Origin of the sequence: Streptomyces sp. NPDC096136 (genome assembly GCF_044763325.1) — a bacterium.
Taxonomy (GTDB): Bacteria; Actinomycetota; Actinomycetes; order Streptomycetales; family Streptomycetaceae; genus Streptomyces.
In genome coordinates this window covers 233,194-249,779 of the sequence record NZ_JBIWFZ010000005.1, presented here as the reverse complement: position 1 = coordinate 249,779, position 16,586 = coordinate 233,194, and the positions used below count along the sequence as shown (strand labels likewise).

The 16,586-nt window shown below is 73.8% G+C and carries 15 protein-coding genes; 6 read left to right on the top strand and 9 right to left on the bottom strand.

The window, feature by feature from the left end:
* Positions 1-56: 56 nt before the first annotated feature.
* Entirely contained in the window at positions 57-602 is a 546-nt protein-coding gene (locus ACIRBY_RS13025; protein WP_403900077.1) for a hypothetical protein, read from the bottom strand.
* Between the two features lie 152 nt (positions 603-754).
* Positions 755-2,416 (bottom strand): protein kinase, encoded by a 1,662-nt coding sequence (locus tag ACIRBY_RS13020; RefSeq protein ID WP_403900075.1) that lies wholly within the window; start codon positions 2,414-2,416, stop codon positions 755-757.
* A 226-nt stretch (positions 2,417-2,642) separates the two neighbouring features.
* On the opposite strand from ACIRBY_RS13020, the gene ACIRBY_RS13015 reads away from it, so the two are divergent.
* Positions 2,643-4,271: a protein kinase gene (locus ACIRBY_RS13015; protein WP_403900073.1), complete on the top strand. Its 1,629-nt coding sequence runs from the start codon at positions 2,643-2,645 to the stop codon at positions 4,269-4,271.
* A 120-nt stretch (positions 4,272-4,391) separates the two neighbouring features.
* On the opposite strand, the gene ACIRBY_RS13010 is transcribed toward ACIRBY_RS13015, so the two are convergent.
* Together ACIRBY_RS13010 and ACIRBY_RS13005 are read right to left on the bottom strand one after the other, a co-directional pair.
* Positions 4,392-4,811 carry a pyridoxamine 5'-phosphate oxidase family protein gene (locus ACIRBY_RS13010; RefSeq protein WP_403900071.1) on the bottom strand — a complete coding sequence of 140 codons (420 nt, stop codon included), beginning with the start codon at positions 4,809-4,811 and terminating at the stop codon, positions 4,392-4,394.
* Between the two features lie 231 nt (positions 4,812-5,042).
* Complete coding sequence (locus tag ACIRBY_RS13005) at positions 5,043-5,702, bottom strand: response regulator (protein ID WP_403900069.1); 660 nt, start codon at positions 5,700-5,702, stop codon at positions 5,043-5,045.
* 325 nt (positions 5,703-6,027) lie between these two features.
* Between ACIRBY_RS13005 and pdhA the strand changes: the two genes are divergently transcribed.
* From pdhA to ACIRBY_RS12985, 4 genes are all read left to right on the top strand, one after another.
* Entirely contained in the window at positions 6,028-7,245 is a 1,218-nt protein-coding gene (pdhA, locus tag ACIRBY_RS13000) for a pyruvate dehydrogenase (acetyl-transferring) E1 component subunit alpha (RefSeq protein WP_366454168.1), read from the top strand.
* Positions 7,245-8,225 carry an alpha-ketoacid dehydrogenase subunit beta gene (locus tag ACIRBY_RS12995; protein WP_403900067.1) on the top strand — a complete coding sequence of 327 codons (981 nt, stop codon included), beginning with the start codon at positions 7,245-7,247 and terminating at the stop codon, positions 8,223-8,225. Before pdhA ends, ACIRBY_RS12995 begins: the two co-directional genes overlap by 1 nt.
* Before the next feature lie 13 nt (positions 8,226-8,238).
* Complete coding sequence (locus tag ACIRBY_RS12990) at positions 8,239-9,705, top strand: dihydrolipoamide acetyltransferase family protein (RefSeq protein ID WP_403900065.1); 1,467 nt, start codon at positions 8,239-8,241, stop codon at positions 9,703-9,705.
* A gap of 147 nt (positions 9,706-9,852) precedes the next feature.
* Positions 9,853-10,617 carry a hypothetical protein gene (locus ACIRBY_RS12985; protein WP_403900063.1) on the top strand — a complete coding sequence of 255 codons (765 nt, stop codon included), beginning with the start codon at positions 9,853-9,855 and terminating at the stop codon, positions 10,615-10,617.
* A 25-nt stretch (positions 10,618-10,642) separates the two neighbouring features.
* Here the strand turns inward: ACIRBY_RS12985 and ACIRBY_RS12980 are convergent, their stop codons facing one another.
* A complete protein-coding gene (locus ACIRBY_RS12980) occupies positions 10,643-11,335 on the bottom strand; it encodes a TetR/AcrR family transcriptional regulator (protein ID WP_403900553.1) in 693 nt (230 codons plus the stop codon).
* A gap of 130 nt (positions 11,336-11,465) precedes the next feature.
* Here ACIRBY_RS12980 and ACIRBY_RS12975 point away from each other — a divergent pair, with 130 nt between their 5' ends.
* Positions 11,466-12,878, top strand: a complete 1,413-nt coding sequence (locus ACIRBY_RS12975; RefSeq protein ID WP_403900061.1) for a DHA2 family efflux MFS transporter permease subunit — start codon at positions 11,466-11,468, stop codon at positions 12,876-12,878.
* A 47-nt stretch (positions 12,879-12,925) separates the two neighbouring features.
* On the opposite strand, the gene ACIRBY_RS12970 is transcribed toward ACIRBY_RS12975, so the two are convergent.
* The 4 genes from ACIRBY_RS12970 to ACIRBY_RS12955 form a co-directional block, all read right to left on the bottom strand.
* The gene (locus ACIRBY_RS12970; RefSeq protein WP_403900059.1) at positions 12,926-14,080 is read right to left on the bottom strand and encodes a hypothetical protein; all 1,155 of its coding nucleotides are present in this window, start codon (positions 14,078-14,080) and stop codon (positions 12,926-12,928) included.
* Positions 14,081-14,291: 211 nt separating this feature from the next.
* A complete protein-coding gene (locus tag ACIRBY_RS12965; RefSeq protein ID WP_403900057.1) occupies positions 14,292-14,705 on the bottom strand; it encodes a PPOX class F420-dependent oxidoreductase in 414 nt (137 codons plus the stop codon).
* Between the two features lie 74 nt (positions 14,706-14,779).
* Complete coding sequence (locus ACIRBY_RS12960; protein WP_403900055.1) at positions 14,780-15,985, bottom strand: DUF1266 domain-containing protein; 1,206 nt, start codon at positions 15,983-15,985, stop codon at positions 14,780-14,782.
* A gap of 9 nt (positions 15,986-15,994) precedes the next feature.
* The gene (locus ACIRBY_RS12955; RefSeq protein ID WP_403900053.1) at positions 15,995-16,429 is read right to left on the bottom strand and encodes an ATP-binding protein; all 435 of its coding nucleotides are present in this window, start codon (positions 16,427-16,429) and stop codon (positions 15,995-15,997) included.
* Positions 16,430-16,586: the final 157 nt, after the last annotated feature.

The window sequence follows — 16,586 nt, the reverse complement described above, 5'->3', positions numbered from 1 at the left end:
ACACGGGCATACTCGGTATGTATACCGAGTATGCCCGCCTGGACGCCCGTCCTCCGCTAGCGGCCGCGCCGCAGCCGCACGCCCATGTACCCCAGTCCGACGCCCATCAGGGCCAGCCCGGTGCCCAGCGGCAGCAGGTGCGCGGCCAGGTCGGCGATCCGCTCGTTCGGCTCCGTGCCCAGTGCCGAGGCCGGGGTGGAGCGGCTCGGGGCGGGGCTGGGCGCGGGGCTCGCCGGGGTGGTGGGCCGCTGGCCGGCGGGGCGCTCCCGGCGCTCCGGCCGCTCCGGCCGCGGGGCCGGGCGGACCGGGTGCAGGGGGCGGGAGGCGGTGGTGACCTCGGGGTCGGCGGGGGCGTTCGCGGGCCGCCCCGGGTGCTCCCGCCCGACGCCCGCGGCGCTTCCCGCGAGCTCCTCGTACGCCTCTTCGGGCACCTCTTCGTCCACGGCCGGAAGCTGTCCCGGGGCCCCCGGGCCGGGGCTCTCGCGCACCGCGGCGGCGGGGATGCGGGCGGAGGTCGCGCAGGCGGGCGCGGTGGCCAGCAGGGCGGCGGCCGCCAGTGCGGCTCCGGCCGTCCAGTGCGGGGCGCGGAGGCGTTGGACCACGGGTGCCCCTCCCGTTCCGTGCGGCCTGGACGCCGGGGGTCGAGGCGCCGCACTCAGGTTGGCACAGGGGGATAAAACGGGCATCCCGGGACACCCGTCAGGGTGCCCCGGGATGCCCGGGCGTCAGTCCGCGGTCCGCGGCCGGCGGTCCGCTACGACGGATTTCCGGTCGAGACGATCAGCGTGAACTCCGTGCCCTCCTTGGGCACGTCGGCCCCGGCCTCGGGCAGCTGTTCCAGCACCGTGTCCTGGCCGTAGACGGTCTCGTCGCGTTCCGTGATCTTGTACCTCCAGCCGGCCGCCTGGATGCACTGCTTGATCGACATCAGGTTCTTGTACCGGAAGTCCGGAGCCATGACCTTCGTCGAGTCCTTGTAGGACTTCGTCGGGCTCTTGCACTTGTCCGCGTCGATCGTGCGCGAGATGTCCGGGCCCTTGTGCCCCGCCTTGGCCGAGGCCGAGGCGGCCGTCGACGCGGCGGGGCTCGCGGTGGTGTCCTTGCCCGGGTCCTCGTCGTCCATGTTCAGCACGGCGATCAGCCCGCCGATGGCCAGCAGGGCCACCACGATCGCGCCGACCACCACCGGCGCGTTCTTCTTCCCGCCGCCCGAGGGGGCCGGAGCGGGCGCCGGGTTCGGGGAGATGGTGAACGGCGGCGGGGTCTGCGGCGCGTACTGCTGCTGCGGCGCCTGGGCCGTGTGCGGGTACGCGTAGCCGCCGGGCTGCTGCTGCGTCGGGGCCGGCTGCGCGTACGGGCCCGGCGGCGGGGTCTGCGGGGCCTGGTACGGCTGCTGGAGCGAGTGCGCCGGCGGCGGCTGGAAGCCCGCGTCCACCGGCGGGAACACCGTCGAGCCCACGCCCGCGCCGCTGCCGCCCGTGGCCGCGCCCGGGACGATGGCCGGGGCGCCGGTGTGGCCGGCCGACATGATCCGCATGATCTCGTCCCGCATGGCCGCGGCCGTCGGGAAGCGCTCGTTCGGGTTCTTCTTCAGCGCCCGCGCCACCAGCGCGTCCATCGCCGGCGTGATCGACCGGTTGATGGAGGACGGGGCCACCGGCTCCTCCTGGACGTGCGCGTACGCGATCGCCAGCGGGGAGTCGGCGTCGAACGGGATGCGGCCCGTCAGCAGCTGGAACAGCATGATGCCGACCGAGTACAGGTCGGAGCGGGCGTCCACGCCGCGCCCCAGCGCCTGCTCGGGGGACAGGTACTGCGGCGTGCCGACCACCATGCCGGTCTGCGTCATCGAGGTGACCCCCGACTGCATGGCCCGGGCGATGCCGAAGTCCATGACCTTGACCACGCCGCGCTTGGTCATCATCACGTTGCCGGGCTTGATGTCGCGGTGGACCAGCCCCATCTCGTGGCTGGTCTCCAGCGCGGCCAGCACGTCGGCCGTCACCTTCAGGGCCTTGTCCGCCGGCATCGCCCCGTACTGGTGCACGTCCGTGTCGAGGACCGAGCCCAGGGGCTGGCCCTCCACGTACTCCATGACGATGTACGGCATGACCGCCTCGTCGCCGCCGCCGGCGCCGAAGGTGACGGTTCCCTCGCCCGTGTCGAAGACCGAGACGATGTTGGTGTGCGACAGTTTCGCAACAGCCTGCGCCTCGCGGCGGAAGCGCTCGCGGAAGGACGCCTCGCGGCCCAGTTCGCTGTGGAGCGTCTTGATGGCGACCTGGCGGTCGAGCGCGGAGTCGTACGCGAGGTAGACCGAGGCCATGCCCCCCTCGCCCAGCAAATCCCTTAGCTGGTAACGGCCACCGGCCAGGGAGCCGCCTGCGTACCGGCCCTGTGTGCCGTCCTGGCTCATGACTGTTGCTTCCCCTCGGGCTGTGTTGCTACGCGTCTGGCTGAGCGCATGTCGCGCCCAGTCTGCCGGAGGGCAAGCACACGTCAAGCCGGTGCCCGCTGCGTGACCACGGGCCTACGGGGTGTCTGTAGCCGAACGGTGACGGGTTCAGAGGCTGTAGCGTTCACCGGAGCACCCGAAGAGGCCCCACCGCTAGAGCGGACGAGAGAGACGACGGCGAGGACTGATGGCACCCGAACCCGAGGGAAACGGAGCCGGGATGGCCGACGGTCCTGAGCACTGGGGCGCGGGCGGCCTCGTGGGGGACGGCCGTTACCGGCTGACCCACCGCCTGGGCCGCGGCGGCATGGCCGAGGTCTTCGCGGCCGAGGACGTCCGGCTGGGCCGCACCGTGGCCGTGAAGCTGCTGCGCCCCGACCTGGCCGAGGACCCGGTGTCCAAGGCCCGCTTCACCCGTGAGGCACAGTCGGTCGCCGGCCTCAACCACCACGCCGTCGTCGCCGTGTACGACTCCGGCGAGGACCGGGTGGGCCCGAGCGTGGTCCCGTACATCGTGATGGAGCTGGTCGAGGGCCGCACCATCCGCGACCTGCTGATCAGCGCCGAGGCCCCCGGGCCCGAGCAGGCGCTCATCATCGTGTCGGGCGTCCTGGAGGCGCTGGCCTACTCGCACCAGCACGGCATCGTGCACCGCGACATCAAGCCCGCCAACGTCATCATCACCAACACCGGCGCGGTGAAGGTGATGGACTTCGGCATCGCCCGCGCCCTGCACGGCGCCCAGTCCACGATGACCCAGACCGGCATGGTCATGGGCACCCCGCAGTACCTGTCGCCGGAACAGGCCCTCGGCAAGGCCGTGGACCACCGCAGCGACCTGTACGCCACCGGCTGCCTGCTCTACGAACTGCTCGCGCTGCGGCCCCCCTTCACCGGCGAGACCCCGCTGTCGGTGGTCTACCAGCACGTCCAGGACGCCCCGGTGCCGCCCTCGCAGCTGCCCGAGGGCCACCACATCCCGCAGGAACTCGACGGCCTCGTCATGCGGTCGCTCGCCAAGGACCCGGACGACCGGTTCCAGAGCGCCGAGGAGATGCGCGGGCTCGTCCAGTACGCCCTCCAGATGCTCCAGGACCAGGGCCCGAACACCGGCACCTGGAACACCGGCCCCGTCGTCATGGCGCTCCCGCACGGCCACCCCGGCGGCGCGCCGACCTCGCAGATGCCCGCGAACGGCAACGGCGGCCCCCGGCCCCCGTACAACGCGCACGCCACCACCTCGCAGTTCCAGCAGCCGATGGTGCCCCCGCTGAACCCGGACGACGGCACGGCCTTCCCCGGCGGCGGCCACGGCCACGGCCACGGCGGCGGCCCGGGCGGCCACGGCGGGTACGACGGCTACGACGGCTACGACGGGTACGACAACCGCTCCGGCGGCGGGAAGTGGAAGGTCTGGCTCTTCGCGCTGCTCGCGGTGCTGGCCATCGCCGGCGGTGTCGCGTACGCGGTCAAGAACGGCGGTCTCGGCGCCGGCGGCGGTGCCAAGCCGAAGACCAGCGTGAGCACGCCCGGTACGGCGCAGAGCAGCGGCGGCACCCAGGAGACCCCGTCGACCTCGTCGAGCCCCGAGACGGGCCGCTCGCACGAGGACGACACCTTCACGCCCGCCCCGAGCCGCAGCAAGTACACGCCGAGCACCATCCCGTCGGCCTCGTCGGGCAGCTCGACGACGCCGGAGACCAAGAACCCGACGACCCCGCCGCCGAAGACCACTCCGGTGGAGCCGCCGACCACGAAGCCGACGCCGCCCAGTGGCGGCGGTGGCAGCCCGGCCGGCGCCGAGGCCGCCGACTAGCCGGGGCCGCCGACCAGCCGGGGCGGCCGCCCCGGCCGACCGGCAGCGCATACGGGTGGAGGCCCGGCGGAATTCCCATTCCGCCGGGCCTCTTTCGTACGCATTCCGGCTTTCCCCGCGTCACAGCGCGTGCCGGCGGCGGCGGTCGGTGTTTTCCGGCCCGAGGGTGTGCACCGTGACGAACTGCGGATCGATGCGCATGTAGACCGGGTCGAAGACCTCGCCGTCCACGAAATGCGGTCCCGGGCCGAATAGTTCCAGTTCGGCGGTGGTCGGTTCGGCGAGCTCCGCCATGCCCGTGACCTGCACGGACCACAACCGCGAGGCACCGGAATTCAAGTTGTCGGCCCCGTAGGAGACCACGCTGCCGTTGCAGGCGTGGTGATGTCCGAATCCGGCGTGCATTCTCAGTCCGATCCGGCCGCCCACCACGATGTGGCGGGCGACGGCGAGGAAGGGAAGGGCGCGCATGCTGGTGGCGATCCGGCCGTACGGAACGCCGCGCAGCATGGCGACGGCGTGCATCTCCTCCGGTGACATGCGACCACTCTCGGGCCCCCGCCGCCGGTTGGGAAAGGGGATCCCGCCCCCCACGGCGGGGGACGTTGGTCCCGAATCGGACGGCGCGTCCCGGGGCGCCGCCCGCCCTCCGCCGGAGGTCCCGTCGACGTCCACTCGGCTCCCCCTCGGGACGCGCTCGAACGGGGTTGCGTACCGCTCGGTCGCGGGTGGAGTGCGCCCGGGGCGCACTCGGCGCGGGGTCGAGCGCGGCTAGCGCCTCTGCGCCTGGAGCCGGGCGACGTAAGCGGCGGCCTGGGAGCGGCGCTCCATGCCCAGCTTCGACAGCAGGCTGGAGACGTAGTTCTTGATGGTCTTCTCGGCGAGGTGCAGCCGCTCGCCGATGACCCGGTTCGTCAGGCCCTCGCCGATCAGGTCGAGGATCTTGCGCTCCTGCTCGGTGAGGTTCGCGAGGCGGTCGTCGCCCCTGCCGTTCTTGCCGTCGCGCAGCCGCTCCAGCACCCGCGCGGTCGCCACCGGGTCCAGCAGCGACTTGCCGGCCGCCACGTCGCGCACCGCGCTGAGCAGCTCGTTCCCCCGGATGGCCTTCAGGACGTAGCCCGAGGCACCCGCCATGATGGCGTCGAACAGCGCCTCGTCGTCGGCGAACGAGGTGAGCATCAGGCACTTGACGTCCTCGTCCAGGGAGCGGACCTCGCGGCACACCTCGACACCGCTGCCGTCGGGCAGGCGCACGTCGAGGACGGCGACGTCGGGGCGGGTCGCCGGGATGCGCACCAGGGCGTCCGCGGCGGTACCGGCCTCGCCGACGATCTCGATGTCCTCTTCGACCGACAAAAGCTCATGAACGCCCCGACGTACTACTTCGTGGTCGTCCAGGAGAAATACTTTGATTTTTCCGTTTTCGCGCACAAGCTCATCTTCACACACTCGCCTCTTCCCTGGCGGAGTTACCCGGGATAACGTGCCGTTGTTCCGGCCCCCTGCAAGGCTGTGACCAGTGGATGTTCCCGCTGCGGCCGATTTACTTGGATATCCAAGCAAAATCGCAGGTCAAACGGGGTTTCGCAGTTATGCGTCGCACTGGGTAACGTGCTGTGCGCAGGGCACTCGCCGGGGCACCTGTCACGCCTGAATCCGTTACGCGCCGTGCACCCACCCCGTGTGCGGGTACGGATACAGGTGAGCCGCACTGGTCCCCGGAGAACCCGGGTGCCGGACCGACGGAGGAGCACACGTGACCGTGGAGAGCACTGCCGCGCGCAAGCCGCGACGCAGCAGCGGCACCAAGCGGGCGGCAGGCGCGGCGAGCGCCCGCAAGACCGCCGCTGCCACCGCACAGCCGCACGACGCCGAGCCTCAGCTCGTACAACTGCTGACGCCCGAGGGTGAACGGGTCGAGGCCGAGGGCCACCCCGACGTCGCGGAGATCGCGGCGTTCGTCGCCGACATCACCACCGAGGACCTGCGCGGTCTCTACCGCGACATGGTGCTGACCCGCCGCTTCGACGGCGAGGCGACCGCGCTCCAGCGCCAGGGCGAGCTGGGCCTGTGGGCCTCGCTGCTGGGCCAGGAGGCCGCCCAGATCGGCTCCGGCCGGGCGCTCCGCGACGACGACTACGTCTTCCCGACCTACCGCGAGCACGGCGTGGCCTGGTGCCGCGGGGTCGACCCGACGAACCTGCTCGGCATGTTCCGCGGCGTGAACCACGGCGGCTGGGACCCGAACACCAACAACTTCCACCTCTACACGATCGTCATCGGCTCGCAGACGCTGCACGCGACCGGTTACGCCATGGGTGTGGCCAAGGACGGCGCCGACTCCGCCGTCATCGCCTACTTCGGCGACGGCGCGTCCAGCCAGGGCGACGTGATGGAGGCCTTCAACTTCTCCGCCGTCTACAACTCCCCCGTGGTGTTCTTCTGCCAGAACAACCAGTGGGCGATCTCCGAGCCGACCGAGCGCCAGATGCGCGTGCCGCTGTACCAGCGCGCCCAGGGCTTCGGCTTCCCGGGCATCCGCGTCGACGGCAACGACGTCCTCGCCTGCCTCGCGGTCACCCGCTGGGCCCTGGACCGCGCCCGCCGCGGCGAGGGTCCGGCCCTGATCGAGGCGTTCACGTACCGCATGGGCGCCCACACGACCTCGGACGACCCGACGAAGTACCGCGCGGACGAGGAGACGGCCGCCTGGGAGGCGAAGGACCCGATCCTGCGCCTGAAGGCCCACCTGCTGGCCTCCGGGGGCGCCGACGAGGCGTTCTTCGAGGAGCTGGAGGCGGAGAGCGAGGCCCTCGGCAAGCGGGTCCGCGAGGTCGTGCGCGCGATGCCCGACCCCGACACCATGGCGATCTTCGAGAACGTCTACGCGGACGGGCACGCGCTCGTCGACGAGGAGCGCGCGCAGTTCGCCGCCTACCTCGCTTCCTTCGAGCCGGCCGAGGAGGGTCACTGATGGCTGTCGAGAAGATGTCGATCGCGAAGGCGCTCAACGAGTCGCTCCGCAAGGCCATGGAGACCGACCCCAAGGTCCTGATCATGGGCGAGGACGTCGGCAAGCTGGGCGGTGTCTTCCGCATCACCGACGGGCTCCAGAAGGACTTCGGCGAGGAGCGGGTCATCGACACCCCGCTCGCCGAGTCGGGCATCGTCGGCACCGCCATCGGCCTGGCCCTGCGCGGCTACCGGCCGGTCGTGGAGATCCAGTTCGACGGGTTCGTCTTCCCCGCGTACGACCAGATCGTCACGCAGCTCGCGAAGATGCACGCGCGCGCCCTCGGCAAGATCAAGCTGCCGGTCGTCGTCCGCATCCCCTACGGCGGCGCGATCGGCGCGGTCGAGCACCACAGCGAGTCCCCCGAGGCGCTCTTCGCGCACGTCCCGGGCCTGAAGGTGGTCTCCCCGTCCAACGCCAGCGACGCGTACTGGATGCTCCAGCAGGCGATCCTGAGCGACGACCCGGTGATCTTCTTCGAGCCGAAGCGCCGCTACTGGGACAAGGGCGAGGTCGACACCGACGCCATCCCCGGCGAGCTGCACAAGGCGCGGGTGGTCCGCGAGGGCGCCGACCTCACCCTGGCCGCCTACGGCCCGATGGTGAAGGTCTGCCTGGAGGCGGCCGCCGCGGCCGCCGAGGAGGGCAAGTCGGTCGAGGTCCTGGACCTGCGCTCGATGTCCCCGATCGACTTCGACGGCATCCAGGCGTCGGTGGAGAAGACCCGCCGCCTGGTCGTGGTCCACGAGGCCCCGGTCTTCCTCGGCACGGGCGCCGAGATCGCCGCCCGCATCACGGAGCGGTGCTTCTACCACCTGGAGGCCCCGGTGCTGCGCGTCGGCGGCTTCCACGCCCCGTACCCGCCGGCCCGCCTGGAGGACGAGTACCTGCCCGGCCTGGACCGGGTGCTCGACGCCGTCGACCGCTCGCTGGCGTTCTGAGGAGACCCGCGCCATGACGATCCGCGAATTCAAGATGCCCGACGTGGGCGAGGGCCTGACCGAGGCCGAGATCCTCAAGTGGTACGTCCAGCCGGGTGACACGGTCACCGACGGGCAGGTCGTCTGCGAGGTGGAGACGGCGAAGGCGGCCGTCGAGCTGCCGATCCCCTTCGACGGCGTGGTGCACGCGCTGCTCTTCGAAGAGGGCGTGACGGTCGACGTCGGCCAGGTGATCATCTCCGTGGAGACCGCCGGCGCCGCCGGCGCCGAGGCCCCCGCGGCCGCCTCCGCTGCCGCCCCGGCGGCCCCGGAGGCCGCCGAGGAGCCCGCGCCCGAGGGCCGCCAGCCCGTGCTGGTGGGCTACGGCGTCTCCCAGTCCTCCACGAAGCGCCGCCCGCGCAAGGCCCCGGCCGCCGCGGCCGCCGCCCCGGTCGCCGCGGCCGTCGTGCCGGCGCCCGCCGCGCCCGTTCCGGCGGCGCAGAACGGCACCGCGTACGCCAACGGCAACGCAGGCGGCGATGCCGCGGCCCCGGCCGACCGGCCGCTGGCCAAGCCGCCGGTGCGCAAGCTCGCCAAGGACCTCGGCATCGACCTGGCCTCGGTGGTCCCCACCGGCGACGGCGGTGTCGTGACCCGCGAGGACGTGCACGCCGCCGCCGCGGCCGCGCTGCCCCCGCAGGCCCCCGTCCAGGTCCCGGCCCCCGCCGAGGCCCCCGCGCCCGTCCAGGCCCTCGTACCGGCCCCCGCCGCGGCGGCCGCGGCCGCCCCGGCGGCGGGTGCGCGGGAGACCCGCATCCCGGTCAAGGGCGTCCGCAAGGTCACCGCCCAGGCCATGGTCGGCTCCGCCTTCACCGCGCCGCACGTCACCGAGTTCATCACCCTCGACGTGACCCGCACGATGAAGCTGGTCCAGGAGCTCAAGGAGGACCCGGACCTCGCCGGCCTCCGGATCAACCCGCTGCTCCTGATCGCCAAGGCGGTCCTCGTCGCCATCCGCCGCAACCCGGACGTCAACGCGTCCTGGGACGAGGCGGCCCAGGAGATCGTGCTCAAGCACTACGTCAACCTGGGCATCGCGGCGGCCACCCCGCGCGGCCTGATCGTCCCGAACATCAAGGACGCCCACGCCAAGACCCTGGCGGAGCTGTCGACCTCGCTGTCGGACCTGGTGGGCACCGCCCGCGAGGGCAAGACCTCCCCGGCCGACATGCAGAACGGCACCATCACCATCACCAACGTCGGCGTCTTCGGCGTCGACACCGGTACGCCCATCCTGAACCCCGGCGAGTCCGCGATCCTCGCGGTCGGCGCGATCAAGCTCCAGCCGTGGGTCCACAAGGGCAAGGTGAAGCCCCGCCAGGTCACCACCCTGGCCCTGTCGTTCGACCACCGCCTGATCGACGGCGAGCTGGGCTCGAAGTTCCTCGCCGACATCGCGGCGGTCCTGGAGCACCCGCGCCGGCTGGTCACCTGGTCGTAGCGGCCCGGCAGCCGACACCCGCCGACGGCCGGCCCCCTTCCACGGGGGGCCGGCCGTCGGCGTTCCCCGGGGCGGCCGCCGGGTCGTCGGGATCCGCCGCGTCCGGGAAGTCCCCGCCCGGTTCCCGGGGCGGGTAGCCTCCCGGCCATGCCGATCGCCGAGTTGCAGGTGTATGCCGTGGAGGAGGCCGACGTCGCCGGCGGGGTGTGCCTCGTGCGGTGCGTCGGCGGGACGGCCCGGTCCGGGCAGGTGTACGCGGCGGGGGAGTCGCGGGTCTGGCTGCGGGGGATGGAGCGGTACGGGCGCGCGGTGGACTCCTTCGGCGCCGGCCACACCGCCCGGGTCCGCCTCGCGGGGGCGGTGGTCGCGCTGCTCAGCCGGGGCCAGGTGCTGACCTCCGTACCGCCCGAGGGGCACGGCCTGGCGGAACTGGAGGCTTGGCTGGCCACCGGCCCCCCGCTCGCGGACGAACCCCCGCCGCGCACCCTGCGCTCCCTGGCCGTCGGCGGGATGCAGGACGAGCGGCTGCCGGACGGGGTGCGGCTGCGCTGGGGCCGGGTCGCGCTGGAGGCGGCGTACCGCTGCGCGGCGGCCGAGGGGGCGTCGGACCTGGTGAGGGGGATCGAGCTGGCCTTCGTACGGGGCTACCTGGTCCGGGAGTTCGGGCCCGGGCGGGGCGGGGACCCGGCCGCCCTGTGCCGGGAGGCGCTCGCGCTGATCGACCTCACCCCGGCGGAGGCGGCCGAGCGGGCCCGGGACTGGCGCGAGCTGCCCCGGGAGCGGATCGTGCACCTGAGGCTGATCAGGAACCTCCTGCGGTGGACCGGCGCGGCCCGGCCGTACCTGGCGCCGGGGGACCCGTCGGCTGAGGCGCTGGAGGCCTGGCGGCGGGTGGTCCCGCGGCTGCCCTGAGGCCGCCGGGGCCCGCCGAGGTGCCTCAGCGGGCCCGGTAGGCGCGCAGGAAGGCCGCGGCGCCGCCCCGGACGACGCGGTCGGTCTGCGCCTGCGACAGGGGCAGGACCCCGTAGTGGGAGAGCTGGGCGACGGAGGTGGAGGTCAGCGCCGTGAACTGGGCGCCGGCCAGCTCCGCGTCGCCGTGCAGGTCGAGCAGTCCGGCCCGCTCCAGGCCCGCCAGGGCGCCGGCGAGGGCGTCGGCGACCGGGCCGGGCCCCGCGGCCTTCCAGGCCGCCAGCACCTCGGGCGGCACGTGGTCGGCCTCGGCGTGGATGTGGCGCACGAGCGCGAAGTGGTCGGGGTGCTCCAGCATCACGTCGATCAGCGCCCGGGCGAGGGCGGCCAGCTCCCGTTCCAGGTCGTCCGCGCGCGGCGGGCGCGCGGGGTCCAGCCGGCCGCGCACGGTGGCCACGTGGGCGTCGCGGACCTCGCCCGAGCTCCAGGTGACGACGGCCCGGAACAGCTCCGACTTGCCCCCGGGGAAGTGGTTGTAGAGCGTCCGCGTCGAGACTCCGGCCGCGGCGGCCAGGGCGTCGACGGAGGCGCGCGCGTACCCCTCGCGGCCGAACACCGCGCAGGTCGCGCGGGCGAGGGCGATCCGCTTGGCCAGCTTCCGGGGCGGGAGCGGCACGTCCGGCTTCCCCTCCGGTACGCGGCCCGCGTCGTCCCCCTCCATCACGCCTCCAGCGTCTCTCCGGTCGCTCTCCACGACGGCCGTTGTGCGGATTACAACGGTCGTTGTACTTTACCGGAAGACCGCCAAAACCAACCATCCGGTCCGGTTCTCCGGGGAGGGACGTGGCACGATGCCGACCGCACCCACCGCCGAGGACACCCCGGCGGCGTTAGGGACGGCGCCCGGGCAGCTGGGGCGCATCCTCACCGTCGTGATCACCGGCGCCGTCATGACCGTCCTCGACATGACGATCGTCAACGTGGCGCTCGACCGGCTCTCGGCGTCCTTCGGCGCGCCGCTGGAGACCATCCAGTGGACCGCCACCGCCTACACCCTGGCCCTCGCCGCCGTGATCCCGGCGGCGGCCTGGGCGATGGGCCGGATCGGCGCCAAGCGCACCTACCTCACGGCCCTGACCCTCTTCACCCTCGGCTCCCTGCTCGCCGCCTGCGCGTGGAGCGCCGGCAGCCTGATCGCCTTCCGCGCCGTCCAGGGGCTCGGCGGCGGCCTGCTGATGCCGGTCGGCATGACGATGGTGATGCGGGCCGCCGACCGCGGCCGGCTGGGGCGGGCGATGGCCCTGCTGGGGCTGCCCGTGCTCGTCGGGCCGGTGGCCGGGCCGATGCTGGGCGGCTGGCTGATCGACACCGCCTCCTGGCGGTGGATCTTCCTCGTCAACCTGCCCGTCGGAGCGGCCGCCCTGATACTCGCGGCGAAGCTGCTGCGCCCGGATTCCCCCCCGGGCGCGGCGGCTTCGCCGCGGCTCGACCTCCCGGGGCTGCTGAGCCTCTCCCCGGGCCTCGCGCTGCTCCTGTACGGGCTCTCCCGGGGCGGGGAGCGCGGCGCGTTCCTCTCCCCCGGCGTGCTGCTGCCCCTGCTGGGCGGCGCCGTCCTCGTCGCGGCCTTCGTCCGGCGGGCGCTGCGGGTCCCGGAGCCGCTGCTCGACCTGCGGCTGCTCGGCGACCGCACCTTCGCCGCCGCCATCGGCACCCTCGCTCCCTTCACCTGCGGCTACTTCGGCTCGATGCTGCTCGCCCCGGTGTACTGGCAGCAGGCGCGCGGGCTGAGCGCGAGCATGGCGGGGCTGCTGGTGGCGCCCGTCGGCCTCGCGGTCGGGGTGACCATGCAGATCGCCTCCCGGCGCGTGGACGAGGTCGCCCCGCGCCGGCTGATCCCCGCCGGGGTGGCGGTGGCGGCCCTCGGGATGCTGCTCACGGGACTGCGGACCGGCGCCGAGGGGGTGCCGGGCTGGCAGGTCGTGGGTTCGCTGATGCTGATGGGCGTCGGCGCCGGGACGGTGCTGATGCCGACGATGACCACCGCCGGCCGGGACCTGCCCGCCGCGCGCATGGCGGCGGCGAGCACGGCCCTCAGCATCAACTCCCAGCTGTGCGCCTCGGTCGGGACGGCCCTGACCTCCGTGGTCCTGGGCGCGTCGGGCACCACCCCGGCCGGCTTCCGCACCGCGTACGCGGTCGCGGCGGGCCTGATCGCCCTCTCGCTGGTCGCGGCCCTGCGCCTGCCGGGGCGGAAGCGGGCGTAGGCCGGGCCTTGCGGCCTTGCGGCCTTGCGGCCTTGCGGCCTCGCGGCCTAGCGGAGGCGGGAGCGGAGCAGCCGCTCCAGGCCGGGTGCCAGGCGGGGCGGGCGGTGGCCGGCGGGTGCCCGGCGGGCGGCGGGCGCCGGGAGCGTCGTGTGCCGAGGGGGCGCCGGGAGCGTCGTGTGCCCGGTCCCGCGTCCCGGACGGGCCTGGACGCGGCCGACGGCACCGGCCAGCAGCTCCGTGAACCAGATGTTCCGGTCGGGGCCGGCCGTGATGTTGAAGGGCACCTTGCCCGCCCCGCCCGGCACCGCGTACTCGGTGACGGCCCCGTCGCGCCCGATCCGGCCGATGCGGCCGGACTGCTCGGCGTACCACATGTGCCCGTCCGGACCGCGGGTGATGTCGTAGACCTGGTAGTCGGGGACGGGCACGGGGAAGAGCTCGATCCGGCCCCGCGGGCCGATGCGCCCGACCGCGTTCAGCCCGCCCGCGGTGAACCACATCCCGCCGGGTCCGGCCGCGATCCCCGAGGGGAACGCGGAGTCGTTGGCCAGCGGGTACTCGGTGATCCGGCCGTCGAGGCCGATCCGGCCGATCTTCCCGCCGTACAGCTCGGTGAACCACAGGGAGCCGTCGGGCGCGGCGGCGATGTAGTACGGGACGCTGTCCGGCGTGGGGACGGGGTACTCGGTCACCCTGCCGTCGGCCGTCATCCGCCCGATCGTGTTCGTCCCCGGCTCGGTGAACCACAGGGCGCGGTCGCCGCCGACCGCGATCCCCACGGGGAAGCGGTCAGGCCCGGGCAGCGGGAACTCGGTGATCCGGCCCCGGGTCGTGATCCGGCCGATCCTGTCCCCGGTCCCCTCGGTGAACCAGAGCGCCCGGCCGGGGCCCTGGGTGATGCCCTGGGGGAAGCTGTCGGCGGTCGGCAGCGGGTACTCGGTGACGGCTCCGGCGGTCGTGACCCGGGCGATCCGGTTGACCCCGGACTCGGCGACCCACAGGGCCCGGTCCGGGCCGGCCGTGATGCCGGCGGGGTAGCTGTCGGGGGTCGTGAGCGGGTACTCCGTCACCTCTCCGACCTGTCCCGTACCGGCCCGGGGCGCAGCGGTGGCGGTGGTGGCGGTGGTGACGGCGAGGAGTGCGCCCAGGGCGGCGGTGAGCACCCCGCGCAGGCGTCGTCGGATCTTCGGCGTGTGCGGCATGGACCGGGCCCCTCTCGGTGGGCGGCAGGCGGGCGCCACATGACGGAATATCAGCTTCCGCCCGGCCCCGCCCCGACCGCGCGCCCGGGGCGCCGCCGAACCGCCCGCCTGCCGTACCCCGGGGCCCGCCCGTACCCCCGGCTGCCGTAGCGCGCCGCCGCCCCCGGGCCGGCGGGCCCGGGGGCGGCGGGAAGGGCGCGGGGGCGTCGGCTCAGGCCTTGGCGGCGTTGCCGAGCACCTTGGACGGGGTGATGCGCACGACGACCCGTACCGCCCCGTCGGAGGCGTCCGCGTACTCCTTGCCGGCGCCCGGCCCGAGGTACTGCTCGGCGATCCGCACGGCGACGGCCCGGCCGGCGTCCTCGCTGACGGTGGCGGTGCCGCGGACCTCGGCGTACAGGTAGGGGTTGGACAGGTCGAACACGGTCAGCCCGACCCGCGCGTCCCGGGCCAGGTTCCGCTCCTTGCGGCGGCCGCGCTCGGTGGAGACCAGCAGGTCGTCACCATCGCGGATCACCCAGACCACGGAACTCTGCGGACTTCCGTCCGGGTTGAGGGTGGAGAGCACGGCGGGGTGGGGGGAGTCGAACAGCTGTCGCACGGTGTCGTTCAGTGCAATCGTCATACGGGCGAGGCTAGTTGTGCATCGGCGCGGACGCAGGTGGAATGTGCCGCCGCTCGGTGACTAGCCGAAGTCGCTCACTCCCAGGGGATGTTGAGGAAGGGGCTGGCCGGATCGGTGGTCAGCGTGAGGTGGGTGGCGAGGGAGGAGGCGTACCAGCTGCCGAACTCCTCCTCGTCGAAGTGCAGGCACCGGGCGAGGCAGTACCCGGCGGAGAAGTCCGTCCACGAGCGGTACGCCCCGCGGGCCTTCTCGCCCGCGCGGATCACGGCCCGCTCGGCGTCCTGGAGGGTGCCGTAGCGGGTGGCGACGCCCCAGCGGGCCATCTGGGAGGCCCGCCCGTAGTCCCACGCCTCGACCGAGCGCACCCAGCCCCCGTCGGGCAGCAGCCCGTCGGCGCGGAAGCGCTGCTCGTAGCGGGTGATCCGGCCGATGAGCCGCCGTACCCCGGCGATCTCGCCCTCGACCTCGGCGGCGGGGCGCGGCTGGGCGACGGTGACCCCGTCGGGGGTCAGCCGCGGCTCGGCGGCCCGCTCGGCGCTGCGGCGCAGCCCGGACTCGGCGGCGTGGCGCCAGTGCTCGACGTCGACCGGGCCGGCGAAGTCGGAGGCGAGGACGCGGCGCACCCGGAGCGCGAACTCCCAGACGGGGCTGACGACGTCGGCCTCCAGCATCCGCTGGAGCACGCCGAACCAGCCGGCGGTGTCGGTGATCTCCCACATCGTGCGCAGGCGCTCGCGCTCGCGGGTGTAGCCGTCGCCGTGGTAGGCGAGGGCGTTCCAGAGCTCTCCGTTGGCGACGGCCAGATGGGCCCCGACGGCCAGCCCGCGGGCCACCCGCCCGTGCAGCGGGCCGCCGGAGTACAGGGCGTGCACGGCGCCGGGGGCCAGGCCCCAGGAGGGCGCGGCCTCCCAGTGGGCCCGCCAGCGGGCGAGGTCGGCGGGGGTGGTGGTGAGGTACGCCTCGACGGGGCTGCCGGGGTTCACGGCCAGGTGGGAGGGGTCCCGGGCGTCCCAGGCGTTGGCGAACCAGGCGAGGCTCTGGCGCAGGTAGACGGTGTGGGCGTCGGGGGCGGGCAGCATGCCCCGGGTGTAGACCGCGAGGGTGCCGTTCCCGGCCGGGTGGAACCGGGCCGAGCGCGGGTCGGCGTCGATCTGGGCGCGGTGCTGCGGCAGGAACAGCTCGGCCCGGGCGAGGGCGCCCAGGTAGCCGTCCCAGTCCCCGCGCGCCTTCGCCTCGTACAGCTCGCGCTCGATCGCACTCGGCGCCGTCCACTCGTCCACACGGGGACCCTATACGGGGTCCGGGCCCGCCCGGTCGGGCCCCGGGAGGGCGCACTCGGCCCACACGGTCTTGCCCACCACCAGCCGCGACGCCCCCCACCGCCGCGCGACGGCGTTCACCACGGCCAGCCCCCGCCCGTACTGCTCCTCCTCGCCGGCCTCCCGCACCTCGGGCCACCGCTCTCCCTTCGGATCGGTGACCGCGATGCGGATCACCGCTCCGTCGAGCCGCACCTCGACCCGCAGGTACCGGTCCCGCACGGCTCCGTGGAGCAGCGCGTTCGTGAAGAGCTCACTGGTCACGAGCGCCACGTCGGCGGCGACCCGGGGCTCCCCCCAGGCCACGGCCATCCACGCGGCCCACCGCCGCGCGGCGGGGACGGAGTCCTGGCGGGGCGGGTAGTTCCGTACGCCGTGGCGGACGAGGGTGTGCTCGGTGTTCATGGCACCTCCGGTGCGGGCGGTGGCATGCCGGGGCACTGCCGTGCGGCAGCCCGGTGCGCTTCCGCCAACTGATGCTGCGCGGTGAGCAGTTCGTCACCGAAGGTAGGGGTGGCCGGATGTCGGAGCAAGCTATTCGGGGAATATATTCCCCGTACGG

Coding starts and splice junctions, on each gene's coding strand:
- ACIRBY_RS12980 (WP_403900553.1), bottom strand. CDS start 11,335: ATGGAGGGGGACGACGCGGGCCGCGTACCGGAGGGGAAGCCGGACGTG.
- ACIRBY_RS13015 (WP_403900073.1), top strand. CDS start 2,643: ATGGCACCCGAACCCGAGGGAAACGGAGCCGGGATGGCCGACGGTCCT.
- ACIRBY_RS12985 (WP_403900063.1), top strand. CDS start 9,853: ATGCCGATCGCCGAGTTGCAGGTGTATGCCGTGGAGGAGGCCGACGTC.
- ACIRBY_RS12990 (WP_403900065.1), top strand. CDS start 8,239: ATGACGATCCGCGAATTCAAGATGCCCGACGTGGGCGAGGGCCTGACC.
- ACIRBY_RS12975 (WP_403900061.1), top strand. CDS start 11,466: ATGCCGACCGCACCCACCGCCGAGGACACCCCGGCGGCGTTAGGGACG.
- ACIRBY_RS12955 (WP_403900053.1), bottom strand. CDS start 16,429: ATGAACACCGAGCACACCCTCGTCCGCCACGGCGTACGGAACTACCCG.
- ACIRBY_RS13010 (WP_403900071.1), bottom strand. CDS start 4,811: ATGTCACCGGAGGAGATGCACGCCGTCGCCATGCTGCGCGGCGTTCCG.
- ACIRBY_RS12970 (WP_403900059.1), bottom strand. CDS start 14,080: ATGCCGCACACGCCGAAGATCCGACGACGCCTGCGCGGGGTGCTCACC.
- ACIRBY_RS13020 (WP_403900075.1), bottom strand. CDS start 2,416: ATGAGCCAGGACGGCACACAGGGCCGGTACGCAGGCGGCTCCCTGGCC.
- ACIRBY_RS12965 (WP_403900057.1), bottom strand. CDS start 14,705: ATGACGATTGCACTGAACGACACCGTGCGACAGCTGTTCGACTCCCCC.
- ACIRBY_RS12995 (WP_403900067.1), top strand. CDS start 7,245: ATGGCTGTCGAGAAGATGTCGATCGCGAAGGCGCTCAACGAGTCGCTC.